Below are 17,569 nucleotides of genomic sequence, written 5' to 3' on the forward strand. Positions count from 1 at the left end.
GCCACCACCCGAGCCGGGCGCTGGAAGGTCCGCTGTTGCTGCTGCGGGGCCTCGCGCTGGGGCGGGTTCGGGCGCGGGCCCGGGCCGTCGCGGCGGGCTGAGCCGCCGCCTCCGCCGCCGCCGTGCACGCACCGCACCTGCCACGTTCCGCCGAGCACCTCGTGCAGCGCGCCGGCGATGAAGTCCGCGTTGCGCGGCTCCGACAACCGCCGCGCGAGGGGCTCCGCGCTGTGCGCCAGCACGACCAGCGAACCCTCCACGCTCTGCACCGTGGCGTTGATCATCATCGCCTCGGTGCTGCGGCTGGTCTTGCGGATGGCGGACAGCAGGTCCGGCCACACCCGCCGGATCGCGGCCGCATCGATCCCGCCCGGCGCGGGCGCCGCGTCAGCAGGCTCTGGAGCCGCCGGCTCGGTGGGGCGACGCACCGGCGCCTCCGGCGCGGCATCCCCGGCGGGGCGCGCCGTCTGCTCCGGCGCGACGTTCGGTTCCGTGGCCCGGCGCGCCGGTGCCTCCGGCGCCGGCCGGGCAGCGGCCTCGGCTGCCGGGCGCGACGGCCCGTCGGCCGCCGGAGCGGCCTCGGCGGCCGGGGGCGCGGGCGCCTGAGCAGCGCGCTGCGAAGGCCGCTGGAACCGCTCAGGAGCGGCCGCGACCTGCCCGTCGGCGGCCGGCAGGCTTCCCCCGCCGCTCACCGTGACCCGCCGCTCCAGGCGCTCCAGCCGCTGCAGCACCGCCGCTTCGCTCTCCGACGCCGAAGGCAGCAGCATCCGCGCGCACAGCAGCTCCAGCAGCAGCCGCGGCGCGGTCGCGCCCCGCATCTCCAGCAGGCCGTTGTGCACGATCTCCGCGTACCGGGTCAGCGTCGCCAGGCCGGCGCGCTCGGCCTGCGCCGTCATGCGGTCCAGCTCGTCCGCGGGCGCCGACACCAGGTTGCGCGCCGCCGCGTCCGGGACCGACCGCAACAGCACGAGGTCGCGCAGCCGGTCGAGCAGGTCGCTCGCGAAGCGGCGCGGCTCGTGCCCGGCCTCGACCAGCCGCTCGACCGTGCCGAACACCGCGGCCGAATCGTCCGCGGCCAAGCCGTCGATCATGTCGTCGATCAGGGCCGAGTCGGTGACGCCGAGCAGCGAGATGGCCCGGTCGTAGGTCACGCCGTCCGGGCCCGCGCCGGCCAGCAGCTGGTCCAGCACCGACTGCGTGTCGCGCGCCGAACCGCCGCCCGCGCGGATCACCAGCGGGTACACGGCCGGGTCGACGTGGATGCCCTCGGCCGCGACGTTGCGCTCCAGCAGGTCCCGCATCGCGCTGGGCGGGATCAGCCGGAACGGGTAGTGGTGGGTCCGCGACCGGATGGTGGGCAGCACCTTGTCCGGCTCGGTGGTGGCGAAGATGAAGATCAGGTGCTCTGGCGGCTCTTCGACGATCTTCAGCAGGGCGTTGAAGCCCTGCGTGGTGACCATGTGCGCCTCGTCGATGATGAACACCCGGTAGCGCGATTCGGCCGGCGCGTAGAAGGCGCGGTCACGCAGCTCGCGGGCGTCGTCGACACCACCGTGGCTGGCCGCGTCGAGTTCGGTGACGTCGATGCTGCCCGGCCCCTCGGGCGCCAGCGCACGGCACGAGTCGCACTTGCCGCACGGGTCGGGGGTCGGGCCTTCGACGCAGTTCAGCGAGCGGGCCATGATGCGCGCGCTGGAGGTCTTGCCGCAGCCGCGCGGCCCGGAGAACAGGTACGCGTGGTTGATGCGGCCCGCGGTGAGGGCGGCGCGCAGCGGTTCGGTGACGTGCTCCTGCCCGACGACCTCGGCGAAGGTCGCCGGACGGTACTTGCGGTAGAGAGCCAGAGCCACGACGCGAGAGTACCGGCACCCACCGACAAGCCAGGCTCAGCCCACGGCGCCGAAGGAGACACCAGGGAGGAAGGCCGCGGAGCGAAGGCCCAAGCCACGAGGGCACCTGGAGCGAGCTAGAGAGGCAAGGAGGCAGAGGCGAACCGGCAGCCAGCAGCGAGACCGCGAGCCGAGATAGCCCAGCGGCCAGGCAGCGAGTCGGCCCAGCGGCGAGACGGCGAGGCCCCCAGGCGGGGTCGACAGTCAGACAGCCCAGCAGCCAGGCAGCGAGCCAACCCAGCGGTGAGACGGCGACACGCAGGCGGCGAGACAGGCAGCAAAGCACCCGAAAGGAAGCCGACGCGCTGGTCCCCACCCAACGCGCCCAGCGCCCGCCAAGGCGAGGAGCTCGCACCGTGGGGGTCCGGGGGGTCGCCCCCCGACGAACACAGCGGACGCAGTCCCCTTCGTGCAAGGGGGAGCCCTTGACGAAGGGGACCCCCGCACCCGTCAGAGCCTGCTTATCCTTGCTGCCTTCCGGCCCTGGGGAGGTTCACAGGATGGACGCCGCGGGGGTCCACCGTCAGTGTACTCAACCGGCCGCGGCCGCTGTCGTCAGGTCGTAGACCGTCGTGCCGCCCACCGTTTGAGCAGTGAAGTTCTCCGTCACCCACTGCTCGATCTCGCCGGAGCCTCGGCCCATGCCGTCGGAGACGTAGTACGTGATCTCCCCGTCGGCGACGTACCGCTTGAACTCGTCCAGCGTCGGCGCCGGGTCGCCGCCGTTGAAGCCGCCGATCGCGATCACGGCGGTGTCCGAGCCGAGCGCGAGGCCGGCCGCCGACTGGGAGCCGTTGGAAGCCGCGGACCACTTCGTCGTGGTCTGCCGGAGCAGCGCGATCAACTCGCTCGACTCCGCGCCTGCCCGGTCGCCGAAGCCCATCGAGTTGCCGGACGGCCCGGACGTCGGGATCGACCCGGTGTGCCCCTGACCCGCCGTGACGACGGCGTACGCCCCCGGCGCGAGCAGGCCCGTGATCACCCCGGCCACCGCCAGCACGGTCCCCGCCCGCCGGAGACGGTCGAGCCCGAACAGCAGCCCGGCGACCACCAGCGCGGTCAGCACCAGCAGCACCCACCGCAGCCACGGCTGCCAGTCCGGCGTCCGGTCGAGCAGGATGAAGTCCCACACCCCGGTCGCCGCGAGCATCAGCGCCAGCACGATCCGGGCGGCGAAGTTGTGCCGTCCACGCCACAGCTCGACCGCTCCGATGCCGATCAGGCCGGCGATTCCCGGGGCCAGCGCCACCGTGTAGTACGGGTGGATCGTCCCGCTCATGAAGCTGAAGACCAGCGCGGTGACGACCGTCCAGCCGCCCCACAGCAGCAGCGCGGCACGCGTGCGGTCCAGCCGCGGCGCGAACCGGGTGAACCACAGCCCGGCGACCAGCGCGATCAGCGCGGCGGGCAGCAGCCAGGAGATCTCCAGCCCGAACGACGCGCCGAACATGCGCAGCAGCCCGGTCTCCCCGCCGAACATGGTGTTGCCGCTCATACCGGCACCACCGCCGCCACCGTTGCCCGCACCGCCGAAGATCCGGCCCAGCCCGTTGTACCCGAACGCCAGATCCAGCGGCGTGTTGTCGGTCGACCCGCCGATGTAGGGCCGGGACCCGGTGGGCCACAACGCGACCGCCACGATCCACCAGCCCGCGGCGACCACGACCGCGACACCGGCCCCGAGCAGCTGGAGCAAGCGTTTGCCCAGCCCGGCCGGCGCGGCGACCAGGTACACCAGCGCGAACGCGGGCAGCACCAGGAACGCCTGCAGCATCTTGGTGAGGAACCCGAACCCGAGCGCGGCACCGGCGAGCAGCAGCCACCCGGTGCTCGCCCGGTCCAGGGCCCGGACCGTGCAGTAGGCGCCGGCCACCATCAGCAGCACGAGCAGCGCGTCCGGGTTGTTGAACTTGAACATCAGCGCCGCGACCGGGGTCAGCGCCAGCGCCGCGCCCGCGATGAGCCCGGCCAGCGGGCCCGAGGTGCGGCGCACGGCCGCGTACAGCAGGGCCACCGACGCCACGCCGCACAGCGCGTTGGGCAGCAGCATGCTGAAGCTGGAGAAGCCGAGCAGCCGCCCGGACAACGCCATCAACCACAGCGACGCGGGCGGTTTGTCGACCGTGATCACGTTGCCCGGGTCCAGCGACCCGAAGAACAACGCCTCCCAGTTCTTCGTGCCGGCCTCCACGGCCATCGCGTAGAAGTCGTTGGCGTATCCGGACGCGCTCAGGTTCCACAGGTACAGCGCGGCGGTCGCGACCAGCAGGACGGCGACCGAGGACCGGACCCACGGTGGCCGGCCGGCGGTCCGCGATCGCGCCGCGGCGGGGACCGGACCGAGGCGGGCCGGATCGGAGGAAACAGCCGCAGTCGACATGTCGAGTCGGTTCTCCTATCGGTTCTTTCGGAAGACCCAGTTGCGGAACAGCAGGAACCGCAGGACGGTCGCGGCCAGGTTGGCCAGGACGAGCACCACCAGCTCGGCGAACCGCCCGGGTTCGCCGCCGGCGTGCAGCAGCGCCAGCGATCCGCTGGTCAGCGCCAGCCCGAGGCCGAAGACGATCAGGCCCTCGAACTGGTGCCGCCCGGCGCCCTTCGGCCCGCGCACGCCGAACGTGAACCGCCGGTTGGCCGCGGTGTTGGCGACCGCGGTGACCAGCAGCGCGATCAGGTTCGCCGCCTGCGCGCCGATCCCGGTCCGCAGCAGGACGTAGAGCGCCAGGTAGGCCAGGGTGCTGCCGACGCCGATCGCGGCGAACCGGACGAGCTGCTTGGCCAGTGTCGGCGGGACGCCGGGTTCGGTGACGGCGATCGGGTGCCTCCCCAGCTGGGCGCGGATCTGGCTGATGGGCAGGGTGCCGCGCGCGAAGCCGCGGATCATCCGGGCGACGCCCTTGAGGTCCGCGGTGGCGGTGGCGACGATGTCGACCGACGAGTCCGGGTCGTCGACCCAGTCCACCGGCACCTCGTGGATGCGCAGGCCGGAGCGCTGCGCGAGGACGAGCAGCTCGGTGTCGAAGAACCAGCCGGTGTCTTCGACCAGCGGCAGCAACTGCCGGGCGACGTCGGCGCGGATGGCCTTGAAGCCGCACTGCGCGTCGCTGAACCGGGCGGCCAGCGCGCCGCGCAGGATCAGGTTGTAGCTGCGCGAGATGAACTCGCGTTTCGGTCCGCGCACGACCCGGGCGCCGCGGGCCAGCCGGGACCCGATCGCCAGGTCGGAGTGCCCGGAGATCAGCGGCGCGACCAGCGGGAGGAGCGCGGCGAGGTCCGTGGACAGGTCGACGTCCAGGTAGGCCAGCACCTGGGCGTCGGAGGCGGACCAGACGGCGTTGAGCGCCCGGCCGCGGCCCTTCTGGTCCAGGTGCCGCACCTCGACCTCGGGCAGTTCGGCGGCGAGCGCCCGCGCGAGAGCCAGCGTCGAGTCGGTGCTCGCGTTGTCGGCGACGGTGATGCGGAACGGGTAGGGCAGTGCGTCGGACAGGTACGCGTGCAGGCGGCGCACGCAGGGCGCGAGGTCGGTCTCCTCGTTGTACACGGGGACGACGACGTCGAGGACCGGGGACGTGCTCCGTTGCGGTGGGTCGGCCGGCAGAGGTGCGGGGGAGGCGTCGGCGGAGGTCGTCATGAACACTGACGGTGGCCCGCCGCGTTGTGGCGATCATGTGCCTGAGCTGTGCGCAGCCTGTGAGCGGCTCCCGAACGGCTTACCTGGGAAAACGCACCGTGAATTCGGTGTGACCCGGCCTGCTTTCGACACCGACGCGGCCGCGGTGGGCGGCGACGACGGCGGCCACGATCGCCAGGCCCAGCCCGGTGCTGCCGGCCGCGCGGGAGCGGGAGGTGTCGCCGCGGGCGAACCGCTCGAACACCGTCGGCAGGACCTCCGGCGCGATGCCCGGCCCGTTGTCGGTCACGCGCAGCACCACCTCGGTGTCCTCAGTGGACAGTTTCGTGGTGACCACGGTGTCCGGCGGGGTGTGAGTGCGGGCGTTGTTGAGCAGGTTGAGCACGACCTGGTGCAGCTGGTCGGCGTCGCCGGCGACGGTGATCGGGTCAGCGGGCACGTCGAGCCGCCACCGGTGGTCCGGACCGGCGACGGTCGCGTCGGACACCGCGTCGGCCACGATCCGGGAGAAGTCGACCGGCTCGTGGACGCGGTGCCGCCCGGAGTCCAGGCGCGCGAGCAGCAGCAGGTCCTCGACCAGGGTGGTCATCCGGGCCGATTCGGACTCGACCCGGCCCAACGCGAATGCGATGTCCGGCGGCACGGTGTCGCCGCCGCGCCGGGCCAGCTCGGCGTACCCGCGGATGGCCGCGAGCGGCGTGCGCAGCTCGTGGCTGGCGTCGGCGACGAACTGCCGCACCCGGCTTTCGCTGGCCTGCCGCGCGGTCAGCGCCGCGCCGACGTGCCCGAGCATCTGGTTGAACGCCGCGCCGACCTTGCCGACCTCGGTGCGGGTGTCGGTGTCGACCGGTTGCACCCGGATCGACAACGCGACCTCGCCGCGGTCGAGTTGCAGCTGGGACACCTTGGCGGCGGTGTCGGCGAGCCGGTCCAGCGGACGCATGGTGCGCCGGATGGTGATCGCGCCGAGCCCGCCCGCGACGAGCAGGCCGCCGAGCGCGACCCCGCCGAAGATGAACCCGAGCCGCCACAGCGTGTCGGTCACCTCCGCCAGCGGGAGACCGGTGATCAGCAGCGCGCCGTCCGGGGCCCGCACCGACACGACGCGGTAGTCGCCGAGATCGCCGAGGTCGACACTGCGCCGCTCGCCGTCGGCGGGCAGCGCGAGCAACGTGCGCAGCTGCTCGGCGGGCACCGGATCACTGGGGAACGGGTTGTCCGACGAGGTGGAACCGCCGCGCAGCACCCCGGCCCGCACGGCGCCGTCCGGGAACACGACGACGGCCAGCGTGCCGATGCCCTGCCCCGGGACCCGCAGCGAGTCCGGCGGCGGCTGGTTCGGCGGGCCGTTCCACGACCCCGGCGGCGGCTGGCGGGTGCCCCGCTCGCTCGCCGCGACGAGCCGGTCGTCGAGCTGGTGGTAGAGGAAGCTGCGCAGCGCGAGCTCGGTGACCAGGCCGACGACCAGGCACACGAGCGCCAGCAGCGCGATGACCTGCGCGATCAGCTTGCCGCGCAGGGAGGAGGGCAGGAGCCGCCGGGAGCGGGCGTGCTCAGCCTGCCGGCTTGAGGACATACCCCGCGCCGCGCAGCGTGTGGATCATCGGCTCCCTGCCCGCGTCGATCTTCTTCCGCAGGTAGGAAATATAGAGCTCGACGATGTTGGCCTGGCCGCCGAAGTCGTAGCTCCACACCCGGTCCAGGATCTGGGCCTTGGACAGCACGCGCTTGGGGTTGCGCATCAGGTAGCGCAACAGCTCGAATTCGGTGGCCGTCAGCGAGATCGGGTCGCCACCGCGGAACACCTCGCGGCTGTCCTCGTCCAGGGTCAGGTCGCCGACCGTCAGGGTCGAGCCCTCGGTGGCGGCCACCACCCGCGAGCGGCGCAGCAGGGCACGCAGGCGGAGCACGACCTCTTCCAGGCTGAACGGCTTGGTCACGTAGTCGTCGCCGCCCGCGGTCAGGCCGGCGATGCGGTCCTCCACCGCGTCCCGCGCGGTGAGGAACAGCACCGGCAGGTGCGGCGTCTCGGCACGCAGCTTGCTGAGCACCTCCAGGCCGCTGAAGTCGGGCAGCATGACGTCGAGCACGACGGCGTCGGGGCGGAACTCGCGGGCCACGCGGACCGCCTCGGTGCCGGTGCCGGCGCTGCGGGTCTCCCAGCCCTCCATGCGCAGGGCCATCGACACCAGCTCGGCCAGGGTCTCCTCGTCGTCGACGACGAGGACCCGCACCGCCGAGCCGTCGGGGTGCTTGAGGCCGGCCTTGCCCGCGCCGGACATCGCGGCGTTCATGCTGGTCATGGTCTCATCCTGGGCCGCGCCGGTGGGTCCTTCCTGTGACCCGTCTGTGTGTTTCCTGTGAGCGCTCGCCGTGCACAGCGTCCGCCCACCTCGTACACAGCCTCCGCACAGTTGGCCTGCCGAACCTGTGGGGTGGCAGGGGTGGCCCCTGCCGCGACCGACAGCGAAAGGGACACGATGAGCACGGAGCCGACGACCACCGAGGCACCTGCCGCCGCGTGGGGAGACCCGCAGCCGCCCGCGCCCAAGTGGTCCGGCAGGAAGACCGCGATCGCCGCGGCCGTGGCGGTCGTCATAGCCGCCGTCGGCGGGGTCGCGATCTACGCGGGCACCTCGTCCGAGGCGAACCAGCAGGGCGGCATGGGCGGTTTCCCGGGTGGCGGCCGGATGGGTCAGATGGGTGGTTCGGCGTCGATCCTGCGGGAGGCGCTGCACGGAGACTTCACGGTGGCCGCCGGCGGCGGGTACGCGGTCGAGCGGTTCCAGACCGGCGAGGTCAGCGCGCTGAGCGCCACCTCGATCACGGTGCGCAGCGAGGACGACTACACCCAGACGTACGTGATCGACTCGGCCACCCAGAAGGCGAGCAACCTGGCCACCGGCTCGACGGTGACGGTGCTGGCGAAGGTCTCCGGCGACACCGCCACCGCGACGTCGATCACCGAGGGTTCGGCCCAGCAGAGCGGGCCCGGCGGCGTCCTGGGCGGCCAGGCTCCTGGTGGTCAGGGCCCGGGTGGCGGCCGGCCGTGAGCCCCGGCGCTTCCGGGTCGGCCGGCGACCCGGAAGCGCCGCACTGTGGGGAATAACACACGAGTTTCGATAATCGGCGTCAGCGCAGGTCGAACTGGCCCGCCTTGACGCCTTCGAGGAAGGCCGCCCACTCGCCGGCGTCGAACACGAAGACCGGGCTGCTCGCCAGCTTGGTGTCGCGCACGCCGACCAGCCCCGGCGCGGCCAGGTTGACCTCCACGCAGTTGCCGCCGTTGGGCTCGCTGGCGAAGGACTTCTGCCACTTCGACTCGTCGAACAGGTGCACCGCGTCGTGCGGGTCGTAATCCACCGGTCGCGGGTATTCCGGCATCAGTCCCTACCTCCGTGCCTGAGGTCCCACCCCGTCGCGTAGCGAACAGGGGCGAGCCTGGTCCTTTCGTTGGAACCACGTGGGTCCAGTCGGGTGAGGTGAATGTTGATCACTCGACACCGGGATTATTCCAGGAGTAGGATTATTCCTGCCGGTCGGGTCGATCACACGGCCCGGTTCCAGTCCTTGGGGGAGGTTCGACGGTGCTCGGAGACGTGACGGAACGCCCTGCGCCGCCGCACCGACCGGATTCCTCGGTGGCCGCCCCCGCCAGCCGCACCGAAGCGCCCGGCGCGGACGCCACGGAACAGCCCGCGCTGACGCGCCGCCCGGATTCCGTCGTGGCTAACGGCCGCGACGAGCCCACGCGCCCACCGACACGCCGCCCGGATCCCTCCGCCGTCGTGGCCACCCCCGCACCCCGCGTGGAAGCCCCCGGCGCGAACGCCACTGAGCGGCCTGCGGTCACGCGCCGCCCGGATCCCCTCGCCGCCGGGGCCGCCCCCGCCAGCCACACGGAAGCCCCCGAACTGGACGCCACCGGGCAGCCCGCGCTCACGCGCCGACCGGATCCCCTCGCCGCCGGGGCCGCCCCCGCCAGCCACACGGGAGCCCCCGAAGTGGACGCCACCGGGCAGCCCGCGCTCACGCGCCGACCGGATCCCTTCATCGTCGTCGGGAAGGTCAACGGGCGTGACGAGGCCGCCCGCGCGGCGAGCCCGGCGGAAGCGCTGTCCCGGATGCTCGGCTGGCTCGCCGCGGACGCCGACGCCTCCGCGGTGTGGTACCTGCGCGAGGACTGGCCCGGCCCGGTCACCGTCATCGGGCGGCAGGCGCCCGGCACCGCGCGCGAATCCCGGCGGTGCGCGCACCTGTTCCCGCTGGAACCCGGCACGGTCCTGCGCGGCGCGATGACCGCCGGTTGCGGCGCGCGCCTCCGGCTACCGGAGATCGAATGGCTGCCCCTGGGCGCCGGCATGCCGTGCGAGCGCTGTCTCGTCGGCGTCTGCCGGAACCCCCGGCCGCGACTGGAAGGGGGACGGAGATGACCGTCCGCATCCTGACCGACCCGACCACGCCCCACCGGAGCGAGCCGGCGGCCGCACACCGTGGCCGTCGCAGGTGGACACTGCTGCCGCGCTCGTTCCGGCGGCACTGGCACGCGTGGCGCCACAGCGCGGAACTGGCGCTGCCCCGCCCACGGACCTAGCGGGCCGCACCCCCGCAGCCAACGGCCGGCCACCCGAGCACCTACGCCACCCGGCCGAGTTCGCGACGATCCCCGCATTCCTCGACGAACAGCCCTGACTCAGCGCTTGCGGCCCACCCCGCACCAGCCGATCGACATCGACGGGCGCGCCACGAAGTTCTGCGTCACCGGGGACGGTGCTTCCGCCAGCCGCCACTGCGGCAGCCACACCACACCCGGCTCCACCATCTCGAAGTCCCCGAAGAAGGACGCGATCTCGTCGTACCGGCGGGAGAACGCGGGCGTCCCGGACTTCTCGTACAACGCGAACGCCGCCCGGATGCTCGCCGCGTAGTCCGCGGGCACGTCGAGGTCGTCGTACGTCGCATGGGAGATCGCCAGGTACGAGCCGACTGGCAGCCGCGCCCGGTAGGCGGCCACGATCTCGCCCGCGGGCTCGTCGTTGGGGATGAAGTGCAGCGCCGCGCAGAAGATCAACCCGATCGGCCGCGTCCGGTCGAGCACGCCGGTGCCCATCGCCGCCCGCCACACCGCGTCCGGGTCCCGCTGGTCGGCGCGGACGATCGCGTGCCGCGAGGGGTCGCCCTCACGCTCCAGCATCAACTGCCCGTGGGCGACGGCGACGTGCTCGCGGTCCACGTACACGCAGCGGCTGGCCGGGTCGAGCGAGTGGGCGATCCGGTGCACGGTCCCCACGGTCGGCCCGCCGGAGCCGACGTCGAGGAACTGGTCGACGCCGTTGCGCAGGCAGAACCGCACGACGCGTTCGAGGAACTCCAGGTTCGCGCGGGCGATCAGCGGCGCGAACGGGACCTCGGCCAGCACGCGGTCACCGAGGGCGCGGTCCATCGCCCAGTTCCCCGTCCCACCCAGGTAGTAGTCGTACATGCGGACGGCGTTGGGACGGTCCAGGTCCACGCCGTCCTGATCCGGTTCGGTCACGCTCAACCCCCGACAAGTTGATCTTGACCGGAGCCTAGGCCCCCATCGCCACGCGGTACTGATCGGCCATGTTCTTCAGGAACTCACGCGTCTCCTGCCGTTCCAGCGCCGCGCCGCGCAGGCGGTCCCACGCGTCGACGAACAGCTGGAAGTCCTTCTGGTCGTCCAGGTAGACCCCGCCCGCCGAGTGTTCGATGTAGACGAAGTCCCGGGTGCGGTCGGGGAAGCGCATGATCGTGAAGTCGTTGGGCACCGCGGCCAGCCGGGCCCCGAACGGCAGCACGTGGATGTACACGCGCTGGCGCCGGTCCAGCTCCAGCAGGTGCTCGATCTGGTCCAGCATCACCGCGGGCGCCCGGCCGCCGGGCGCGCGGTGCAGCGCGGCCTCGCTGATGATGAACCGGTAGTACGGCGGCTGCGGCTGGTCGAAGACCGCCTTGCGGTCCAGCCGGTTGCGCACCAGCGACGTCACGTCGGTGGCGCCGAACTCGGTGAACTGCTTGAGCATGTAGTGCTCGGACTGCAGCGGTCCGGGGATGCGCTCGCCGTGCCAGGTCATGATCTCCACGGCGGCCGGTTCGAGGTCGGTGAACGTGCGGAACCAGTGCGGCACCACGGACCGGTAGCCGGACCACGCACCCCGCTGCCCCGCCGCCGCGCGTGCCAGGCTCATCAGCGCCTCCGACTCGTCACCGTTGACGCCGAACGCCTCCAGCATCGTGCGCACGTCACCGAGCTTGACGCCCACCGCGCCGGATTCGATCTTGTTGACCTTGCCCTGGGGGCAGCCGAGGACCTCGGCGACCTGCTGCTGGGTCATCTTCGCGGCCAGCCGCGCGTGCCGGAGCTCGTTGCCGAGTTGCTTGCGACGGGAAGTAACGGTGCTCGCCATTGCCTAGTTCCGCGCCCTCACCCGCTCCACGGCACCTCGTCCCGCCTCATCCCTGGTAGTGGAACCCACGACCGTACTCCATGCCGCACCGTAGCGCGGCAATGACTGGATGGAGTTTGGCAGGAAACGCGGCCCAACGCTAGTTACTCACGCGTTCACCTGCGGGAACAGGCGTCGCGCTAGGGTGCGGAGAGAGCTTCGAGAGGGAAGGCTGCGCATGAGCAAGAAGGCGAGCATCGGCGTCACGGGCCTGGCCGTCATGGGCCGGAACCTGGCGCGCAACCTGGCGCGGCACGGGCACACCGTCGCCCTGCACAACCGCTCGGAACAGCGCACTCGCGACCTGGTGGAGCAGTTCGGCGACGAAGGCGAATTCATCCCCACCTACTCCGCGCAGGAGTTCGTGGACGCGCTCGAGCGGCCGCGCAAGCTGGTGATCATGGTCAAGGCCGGCGCCCCGACGGACGCCGTCATCGAGGAGTTCGCGCCGCTGCTGGAAGAGGGCGACGTGATCGTCGACGCGGGCAACGCGCACTTCGCCGACACCCGGCGCCGCGAGGCCGCGCTGCGCGAGCGCGGGCTGCACTTCGTCGGCACCGGCGTCTCCGGCGGCGAGGAGGGCGCGCTGCACGGGCCGAGCATCATGCCCGGCGGGTCGAAGGAGTCGTACGAGTCGCTCGGGCCGCTGTTCGAGAGCATCTCGGCCAAGGTCGACGGCGACCCGTGCTGCACCCACATCGGCCCGGACGGCGCCGGTCACTTCGTGAAGATGGTGCACAACGGCATCGAGTACTCCGACATGCAGCTGATCGCGGAGTCGTTCGACCTGCTGCGCGGCGCGCTCGGGTACGAGCCGGGGCAGATCGCGGAGGTGTTCCGCACCTGGAACACCGGGCGGCTCGACTCGTACCTGATCGAGATCACCGCCGAGGTGCTGGCGCACACCGACGCCGCGACCGGCAAGCCGTTCGTGGACATCGTGACCGACCAGGCCGAGCAGAAGGGCACCGGCCGCTGGACCGTGCAGATCGGCCTGGACCTCGGCGTGCCGATCAGCGGCATCGCGGAGGCGGTGTTCGCGCGGTCCCTGTCCGGCAGCGCGGACCTGCGCGCGGCCAGCCGCGGCCTGCCCGGCCCGACGCGCGCCCCGCTGACCGGCGCGGCGGCGGAGACCTTCGCCGATGACGTCGAGCGCGCGCTGTACGCGTCGAAGATCGTCGCCTACGCGCAGGGCTTCAACCAGATCCAGGCCGGTGGCGCGGAGTACGGCTGGGACATCGACCTCGGCGCGCTGGCCGCGATCTGGCGCGGCGGCTGCATCATCCGGGCGAAGTTCCTGGACGACATCCGGGCCGCCTACGCCGCCGAGCCGGGCCTGCCGACGCTGCTCACCGCGGGCGACTTCCGCAAGGCCGTGGAGGACGCGCAGGACGCGTGGCGGTCGGTAATCTCCACCGCGGTGCGGCTGGGCATCCCGACGCCGGGCTTCTCGACCGCGCTGGCCTACTACGACGGCCTGCGCGCCGAGCGGCTCCCGGCCGCCCTGGTGCAGGGGCAGCGCGACTTCTTCGGCGCGCACACCTACCGCCGGGTCGACCGGGAGGGCTCGTTCCACACCCGCTGGGCCGAGGACGGCCGCCCCGAGGCCGGGGCTTGATCGCCGCGTGACGGGCGTCCGCGCGGCGCCCGTCACGCGTCCGGGTACACGGCCCGGAGCATGTTGCGGATCTCCTCCTCGACGGCGCCCTTGGCGACGCCGAGTTCGGTGAGCACGTCGTAGGCCGGCCCCTCGGCCTGGTCGAGCAGGGCGAGCAGGATGTGCTCGGTGCCGACGTAGTTGTGCCCCAGCCGCAAGGCTTCCCGCACGGTCAGCTGGATGACCTTGCGGCCGGCGGGGCTGAACGGGATGTGCGTGGGCAGCTCGTCCACGGGCGGCGGCAGGGTCGCGTTGACCCGCTCGCCCACCGTTTCCGGCGTCACGCCGAGGTTCTCCAACGCCTTCGCCGCGAGGCCGTCCCGCTCGCCGACCACGCCGATCAGGATGTGCGCGGTCTCGATCTGCTCGTTGCCCGCGCCGCGGGCGACCTTCTCGGCGTTCACCATCACCCGGCGGGCGCGTTCGGTGAAGCGGGTGAAGGCTTCCTGGCCGGTGCCGTCGAACTCCTTGGGCACGAACCGCTTCTGCGCCGCCTGCTTGGAAACCCCCATGCTGGCACCGATCTCCGTCCACGACGCGCCGCTTCGCCGCGCCTGGTCGACGAAGTGGCCGATCAGGTGGTCGGCGACGTCGCCGAGGTGCTCACCGAGCAGCACCGCGTCGGAGAGCTGCTGGAGGGGATCGGAGTCCGGGTGCTGCCGCTTGATGGCCTCGATCAAATCGTCGAGTCGAACTGAACTGGTCATACGTCAACCCTAGGTTGACGATCGTGGCGACGTCAACCCAGGGTTGACGATTCGGCTTCAGGCGAACGGCAGCCCCACGTAGTTCTCCGCGATGCTCGTCGCCGCGGCGCGGGAGGACGCCGTGTACCGCAGCTGCGACAGCTGCAGCCGCCGGCCGAAGTCGTCCGCCGCCGGGTCCACGTGCAGCATCGAGGTCATGTACCAGGAGAAGTGCTCGGCCCGCCACACGCGCCGCAGACAGATGTCCGAATAGGACTCCGCCAGCTCGCCGCGCTTGTGCTGCAACAACTCCACCAGCGCACGGGACAGCACGCGGACGTCCGCGACCGCCAGGTTCATGCCCTTGGCGCCGGTCGGCGGGACGATGTGCGCGGCGTCTCCGGCGAGGAACAGCCGGCCGTACTGCATGGGTTCGGTGACGAAGCTGCGCATCGGCGTGATGCCCTTGTCCAGGATCGGCCCCTCGCGCAGCACGAAGTCGTGCGCGTTCGTGGTGAGCCGGACGTCCAGTTCGGACCAAATGCGGTCGTCGGACCAGTTCTCGATCTTCTCGTCGCTGGGCACCTGCAGGTAGAGCCGCGTGATCTCCGGCGAGCGCATGCTGTGCAGCGCGAACCCGCGTTCGTGGTGGGCGTAGATCAGCTCCTCGTGCGAGGGTGGGGTCTGCGCCAGCACGCCCAGCCACGCGAACGGGTATTCGCGGTCGAACGTCGTGATCCGGTCCGCGGGGATCGTCGGGCGGCTGACGCCGTGGAAGCCGTCGCAGCCGGCGATCGCGTCGCACTCCAGCGTTCGCGCCACCCCGTCGGCGTCGCGGTAGGTGACGCGCGGGTTTTCGGTGTCCACGTCGTGCAGCTCGACGTCGGTGACCTCGAAGTGGATCGGGTAGCCCTTGGCCTCGTGCGCGGCGATCAGGTCCTTGACGATCTCCTGCTGCCCGTACACGGTGATCGACTTGCCGGTCAGCTCGGTGAGCGCGATGCGGTGGTCCTGACCGTCGAACCGCAGCGAGAACCCGTGGTGCGGCAGGCCTTCGGCGTCCATCCGCGTGCCGACGCCGATCTCCCGCAGCAGCTCGACCGTCGGGTGCTCGCAGACCCCGGCGCGCACCCGCTTCTCCACGTAGGCGCGGCTGCGCGTCTCGAGGACCACGGCGTCGACACCCTCGGCGTGCAGCAGGTACGACAACAGCAGACCTGCCGGCCCGGCGCCGATGATCCCGACCTGTGTGCGCGTCACTGCGACCTCCAAACTTCGCTGTTCCGGCACCCAGGATGCGGTCGGGCCGGGCCCGAGGCCAGCATGACTTCCATTCAGTGGAAGCTCATCGCCGCTGCTCGGCGAGCCACTCGTCGAACGTGGTGGGTGCGAGGCGGGCGCCGTCACCGGCGAGCATCACCTCGCCGGCCATCTCCGGGCCGAACAGCCCGGACCAGGTCGGCGCGAACGTCGCCGACCGGCCGCGGGCCTCGTAGGTGCGGCGCGCCATGTCGACGAGGTCCTGCGGCTCGGGGCCGGCGAGGTCGAGCCGGTCGGTGCGGGGTTCGGCGGCGGCGATCTCGGCGAGCACGGCAGCGACGTCGTCCGGGGCGACCGGCTGGACCAGCAGCGGCGCGATCGTCACGACGCCGTCGCGCTCGCCCCAGCCGGCGACCATCTCGGCGAAGTCGTGGAACTGCGCGGCGCGGACGATCGACCACGGCACCGGCCCCTCGGCCACGAGCCGTTCCTGCTCGCGCTTGCCGGCGTAGTGCGCGTTGCCCTCGACCCGGTCGACGTTCAGGATCGACAGCAGCACGTGGTGCCGCACCCCGGCGCGTTCCTCGGCGGCCAGCAGGTTCCGGGTGGTGCCGCCGAAGTACGCCACGGTTTCGTCTCTGTCCATCGGCGGCGCGCTCAGGGCGTCGACGACCGCGCCGACGCCGGTCAGCGCCTCGTCCAGGCCCACGCCGGTGGCGATGTCGACGCCGGTGGCACGGCTGATCCGGACGACCTCGTGCCCGTCCCGCTCGAGGACGGCGACGGTGCGGCTCCCGATGTTGCCGGTGGCCCCGGCGACTGCGATGCGCATGCTCTCTCCTTTTGTGGACTTAATGGGTCCACAATATCGGAGATACACTGGTCGCGTGAAGCTGCCATCGAGCACGGAGTGGGTCCTGCACTGCGCGACGACGCTGGCGCAGCTCGAACCGGGCCGCACCGCCTCGACGGCGCAGCTCGCGGAGTACTTCGACCTGCCGGCGCCCTACCTCGCGAAGCAGCTGAAGGCGCTGGTCCGGGCCGGCGTGCTGACCGCGACGACCGGCCCCCGCGGTGGCTTCCGGCTGGCCCGGCCCGCGGCGGAGATCACACTGCTGGAGATCGTCGAGGCGGTCGACGGGGCGTCCGCGCCGTACGAGTGCCGGGAGATCCGGCAGCAGGGCCGGGGCGCCCTGGCGCCGGAAAACTGCCGCGACACGTGCATCCTGGCGGCGAAGATGGCGAGCGCCCACGAGGCCTGGCGGGAGAGCCTGAAGGCCGAGTCCCTGGGCGACATCCTCGCCGAGTTGCCGGAGTGGGCCCCGGCCCGGACGCGGCGCCTGCTGGCGGGGATCACCCCGGCCCGCCGAACGAGCTGAGCCGTTCCCGCTCGGCTCCGGCCCAGTCCCCAGCCGCCGCACGGCGCGAAGCGCCGCCGGGCCACCCCCGGCGTCCGGGCTCACCGCCGCCGAACCGGCCTCCGCCACCCCACCTGAGCCGCACCCGCACCCGCCACCTGGGCCGCCCGCCAGCGCGGTCCGCCGCCCGGACGCCGCTGCTCCGACCCAGCCCCCACAGAGCGGCCCAGCCACCACCCGGCGCGAAGCGCACCAGGCCACCCCCGGCCAGCATCTGGCTCACCGCCGCTGAGCCGGTCTCGCACCCGGCGCCGGCTCAGCCACCACCCGGCGCGAAGCGCCGTCGAACCACCCCCGGCCAAGCGTCCGGCTCTCCGCCGCTGAACCGGCCCTCGCCCCGCCGACTCCACGACGGCCGCAACGCCCGGGCACCGGCCACTGCCCCCGCCCACCGAGCGACCTGAGCCGCGGCCGCACCGGCACCCAGCTCCCGCCCAGCCCCCACAGACGGACCCCGCCCACCCCGCCGCGCAGCCCCGCCCAGCCGCCCCCGGCCCCCGGCACACCGCCGCCGCACCGCCCCCCCCACCCGCCCCCAGCCTCACCCGCACCACCCCCCCA

15 protein-coding genes and 1 other RNA gene are annotated in these 17,569 nt (G+C 72.5%); 4 read left to right on the plus strand and 12 right to left on the minus strand.

What is annotated here, in order from left to right; translation table 11 throughout:
• From D0D28_RS33325 to D0D28_RS33350, 6 genes are all read right to left on the minus strand, one after another.
• Positions 1-1,850: DNA polymerase III subunit gamma and tau (locus D0D28_RS33325; protein WP_116115117.1), on the minus strand; the 1,850-nt coding region annotated here is incomplete at its 3' end.
• 466 nt (positions 1,851-2,316) lie between these two features.
• An RNA gene (gene ffs / locus D0D28_RS33330) (signal recognition particle sRNA small type) lies at positions 2,317-2,413 on the minus strand.
• A gap of 8 nt (positions 2,414-2,421) precedes the next feature.
• Positions 2,422-4,269 carry an ArnT family glycosyltransferase gene (locus D0D28_RS33335; RefSeq protein WP_116115119.1) on the minus strand — a complete coding sequence of 616 codons (1,848 nt, stop codon included), beginning with the start codon at positions 4,267-4,269 and terminating at the stop codon, positions 2,422-2,424.
• Positions 4,270-4,284: 15 nt separating this feature from the next.
• A complete protein-coding gene (locus tag D0D28_RS33340) occupies positions 4,285-5,520 on the minus strand; it encodes a bifunctional glycosyltransferase family 2/GtrA family protein (RefSeq protein WP_116115137.1) in 1,236 nt (411 codons plus the stop codon).
• 79 nt (positions 5,521-5,599) lie between these two features.
• Positions 5,600-7,096: a sensor histidine kinase gene (locus D0D28_RS33345; protein WP_116115121.1), complete on the minus strand. Its 1,497-nt coding sequence runs from the start codon at positions 7,094-7,096 to the stop codon at positions 5,600-5,602.
• Positions 7,074-7,823, minus strand: a complete 750-nt coding sequence (locus D0D28_RS33350) for a response regulator transcription factor (RefSeq protein ID WP_116115123.1) — start codon at positions 7,821-7,823, stop codon at positions 7,074-7,076. Before D0D28_RS33350 ends, D0D28_RS33345 begins: the two co-directional genes overlap by 23 nt.
• Before the next feature lie 177 nt (positions 7,824-8,000).
• Between D0D28_RS33350 and D0D28_RS33355 the strand changes: the two genes are divergently transcribed.
• The gene (locus tag D0D28_RS33355) at positions 8,001-8,573 is read left to right on the plus strand and encodes a hypothetical protein (RefSeq protein WP_116115125.1); all 573 of its coding nucleotides are present in this window, start codon (positions 8,001-8,003) and stop codon (positions 8,571-8,573) included.
• A gap of 79 nt (positions 8,574-8,652) precedes the next feature.
• Here the strand turns inward: D0D28_RS33355 and D0D28_RS33360 are convergent, their stop codons facing one another.
• The gene (locus D0D28_RS33360; protein ID WP_094006333.1) at positions 8,653-8,904 is read right to left on the minus strand and encodes a DUF397 domain-containing protein; all 252 of its coding nucleotides are present in this window, start codon (positions 8,902-8,904) and stop codon (positions 8,653-8,655) included.
• A gap of 620 nt (positions 8,905-9,524) precedes the next feature.
• Here D0D28_RS33360 and D0D28_RS33370 point away from each other — a divergent pair.
• Complete coding sequence (locus D0D28_RS33370; protein ID WP_116115127.1) at positions 9,525-9,953, plus strand: hypothetical protein; 429 nt, start codon at positions 9,525-9,527, stop codon at positions 9,951-9,953.
• A 260-nt stretch (positions 9,954-10,213) separates the two neighbouring features.
• Here D0D28_RS33370 and D0D28_RS33375 read toward each other — a convergent pair whose 3' ends face one another.
• Both D0D28_RS33375 and D0D28_RS33380 read right to left on the minus strand, forming a co-directional pair.
• A complete protein-coding gene (locus tag D0D28_RS33375; protein ID WP_233157330.1) occupies positions 10,214-11,056 on the minus strand; it encodes an SAM-dependent methyltransferase in 843 nt (280 codons plus the stop codon).
• Between the two features lie 34 nt (positions 11,057-11,090).
• On the minus strand, positions 11,091-11,948 hold the full coding sequence (locus tag D0D28_RS33380) for a helix-turn-helix domain-containing protein (protein WP_116115129.1): 858 nt from the start codon (positions 11,946-11,948) through the stop codon (positions 11,091-11,093).
• Positions 11,949-12,165: 217 nt separating this feature from the next.
• Between D0D28_RS33380 and gndA the strand changes: the two genes are divergently transcribed.
• Positions 12,166-13,605 carry an NADP-dependent phosphogluconate dehydrogenase gene (gene gndA, locus D0D28_RS33385; protein ID WP_116115131.1) on the plus strand — a complete coding sequence of 480 codons (1,440 nt, stop codon included), beginning with the start codon at positions 12,166-12,168 and terminating at the stop codon, positions 13,603-13,605.
• A 32-nt stretch (positions 13,606-13,637) separates the two neighbouring features.
• Here gndA and D0D28_RS33390 read toward each other — a convergent pair whose 3' ends face one another.
• From D0D28_RS33390 to D0D28_RS33400, 3 genes are all read right to left on the minus strand, one after another.
• A complete protein-coding gene (locus D0D28_RS33390; RefSeq protein ID WP_116115133.1) occupies positions 13,638-14,351 on the minus strand; it encodes a Clp protease N-terminal domain-containing protein in 714 nt (237 codons plus the stop codon).
• A 57-nt stretch (positions 14,352-14,408) separates the two neighbouring features.
• On the minus strand, positions 14,409-15,590 hold the full coding sequence (gene pobA / locus D0D28_RS33395) for a 4-hydroxybenzoate 3-monooxygenase (protein WP_116115135.1): 1,182 nt from the start codon (positions 15,588-15,590) through the stop codon (positions 14,409-14,411).
• 85 nt (positions 15,591-15,675) lie between these two features.
• A complete protein-coding gene (locus D0D28_RS33400; RefSeq protein WP_094006338.1) occupies positions 15,676-16,422 on the minus strand; it encodes an SDR family oxidoreductase in 747 nt (248 codons plus the stop codon).
• Positions 16,423-16,477: 55 nt separating this feature from the next.
• Between D0D28_RS33400 and D0D28_RS33405 the strand changes: the two genes are divergently transcribed.
• Entirely contained in the window at positions 16,478-16,969 is a 492-nt protein-coding gene (locus D0D28_RS33405) for an RrF2 family transcriptional regulator (protein WP_094006339.1), read from the plus strand.
• Positions 16,970-17,569: the final 600 nt, after the last annotated feature.

Origin of the sequence: Amycolatopsis ruanii, assembly GCF_003385175.1 — a bacterium.
GTDB lineage: Bacteria > Actinomycetota > Actinomycetes > Mycobacteriales > Pseudonocardiaceae > Amycolatopsis_E > Amycolatopsis_E thermalba.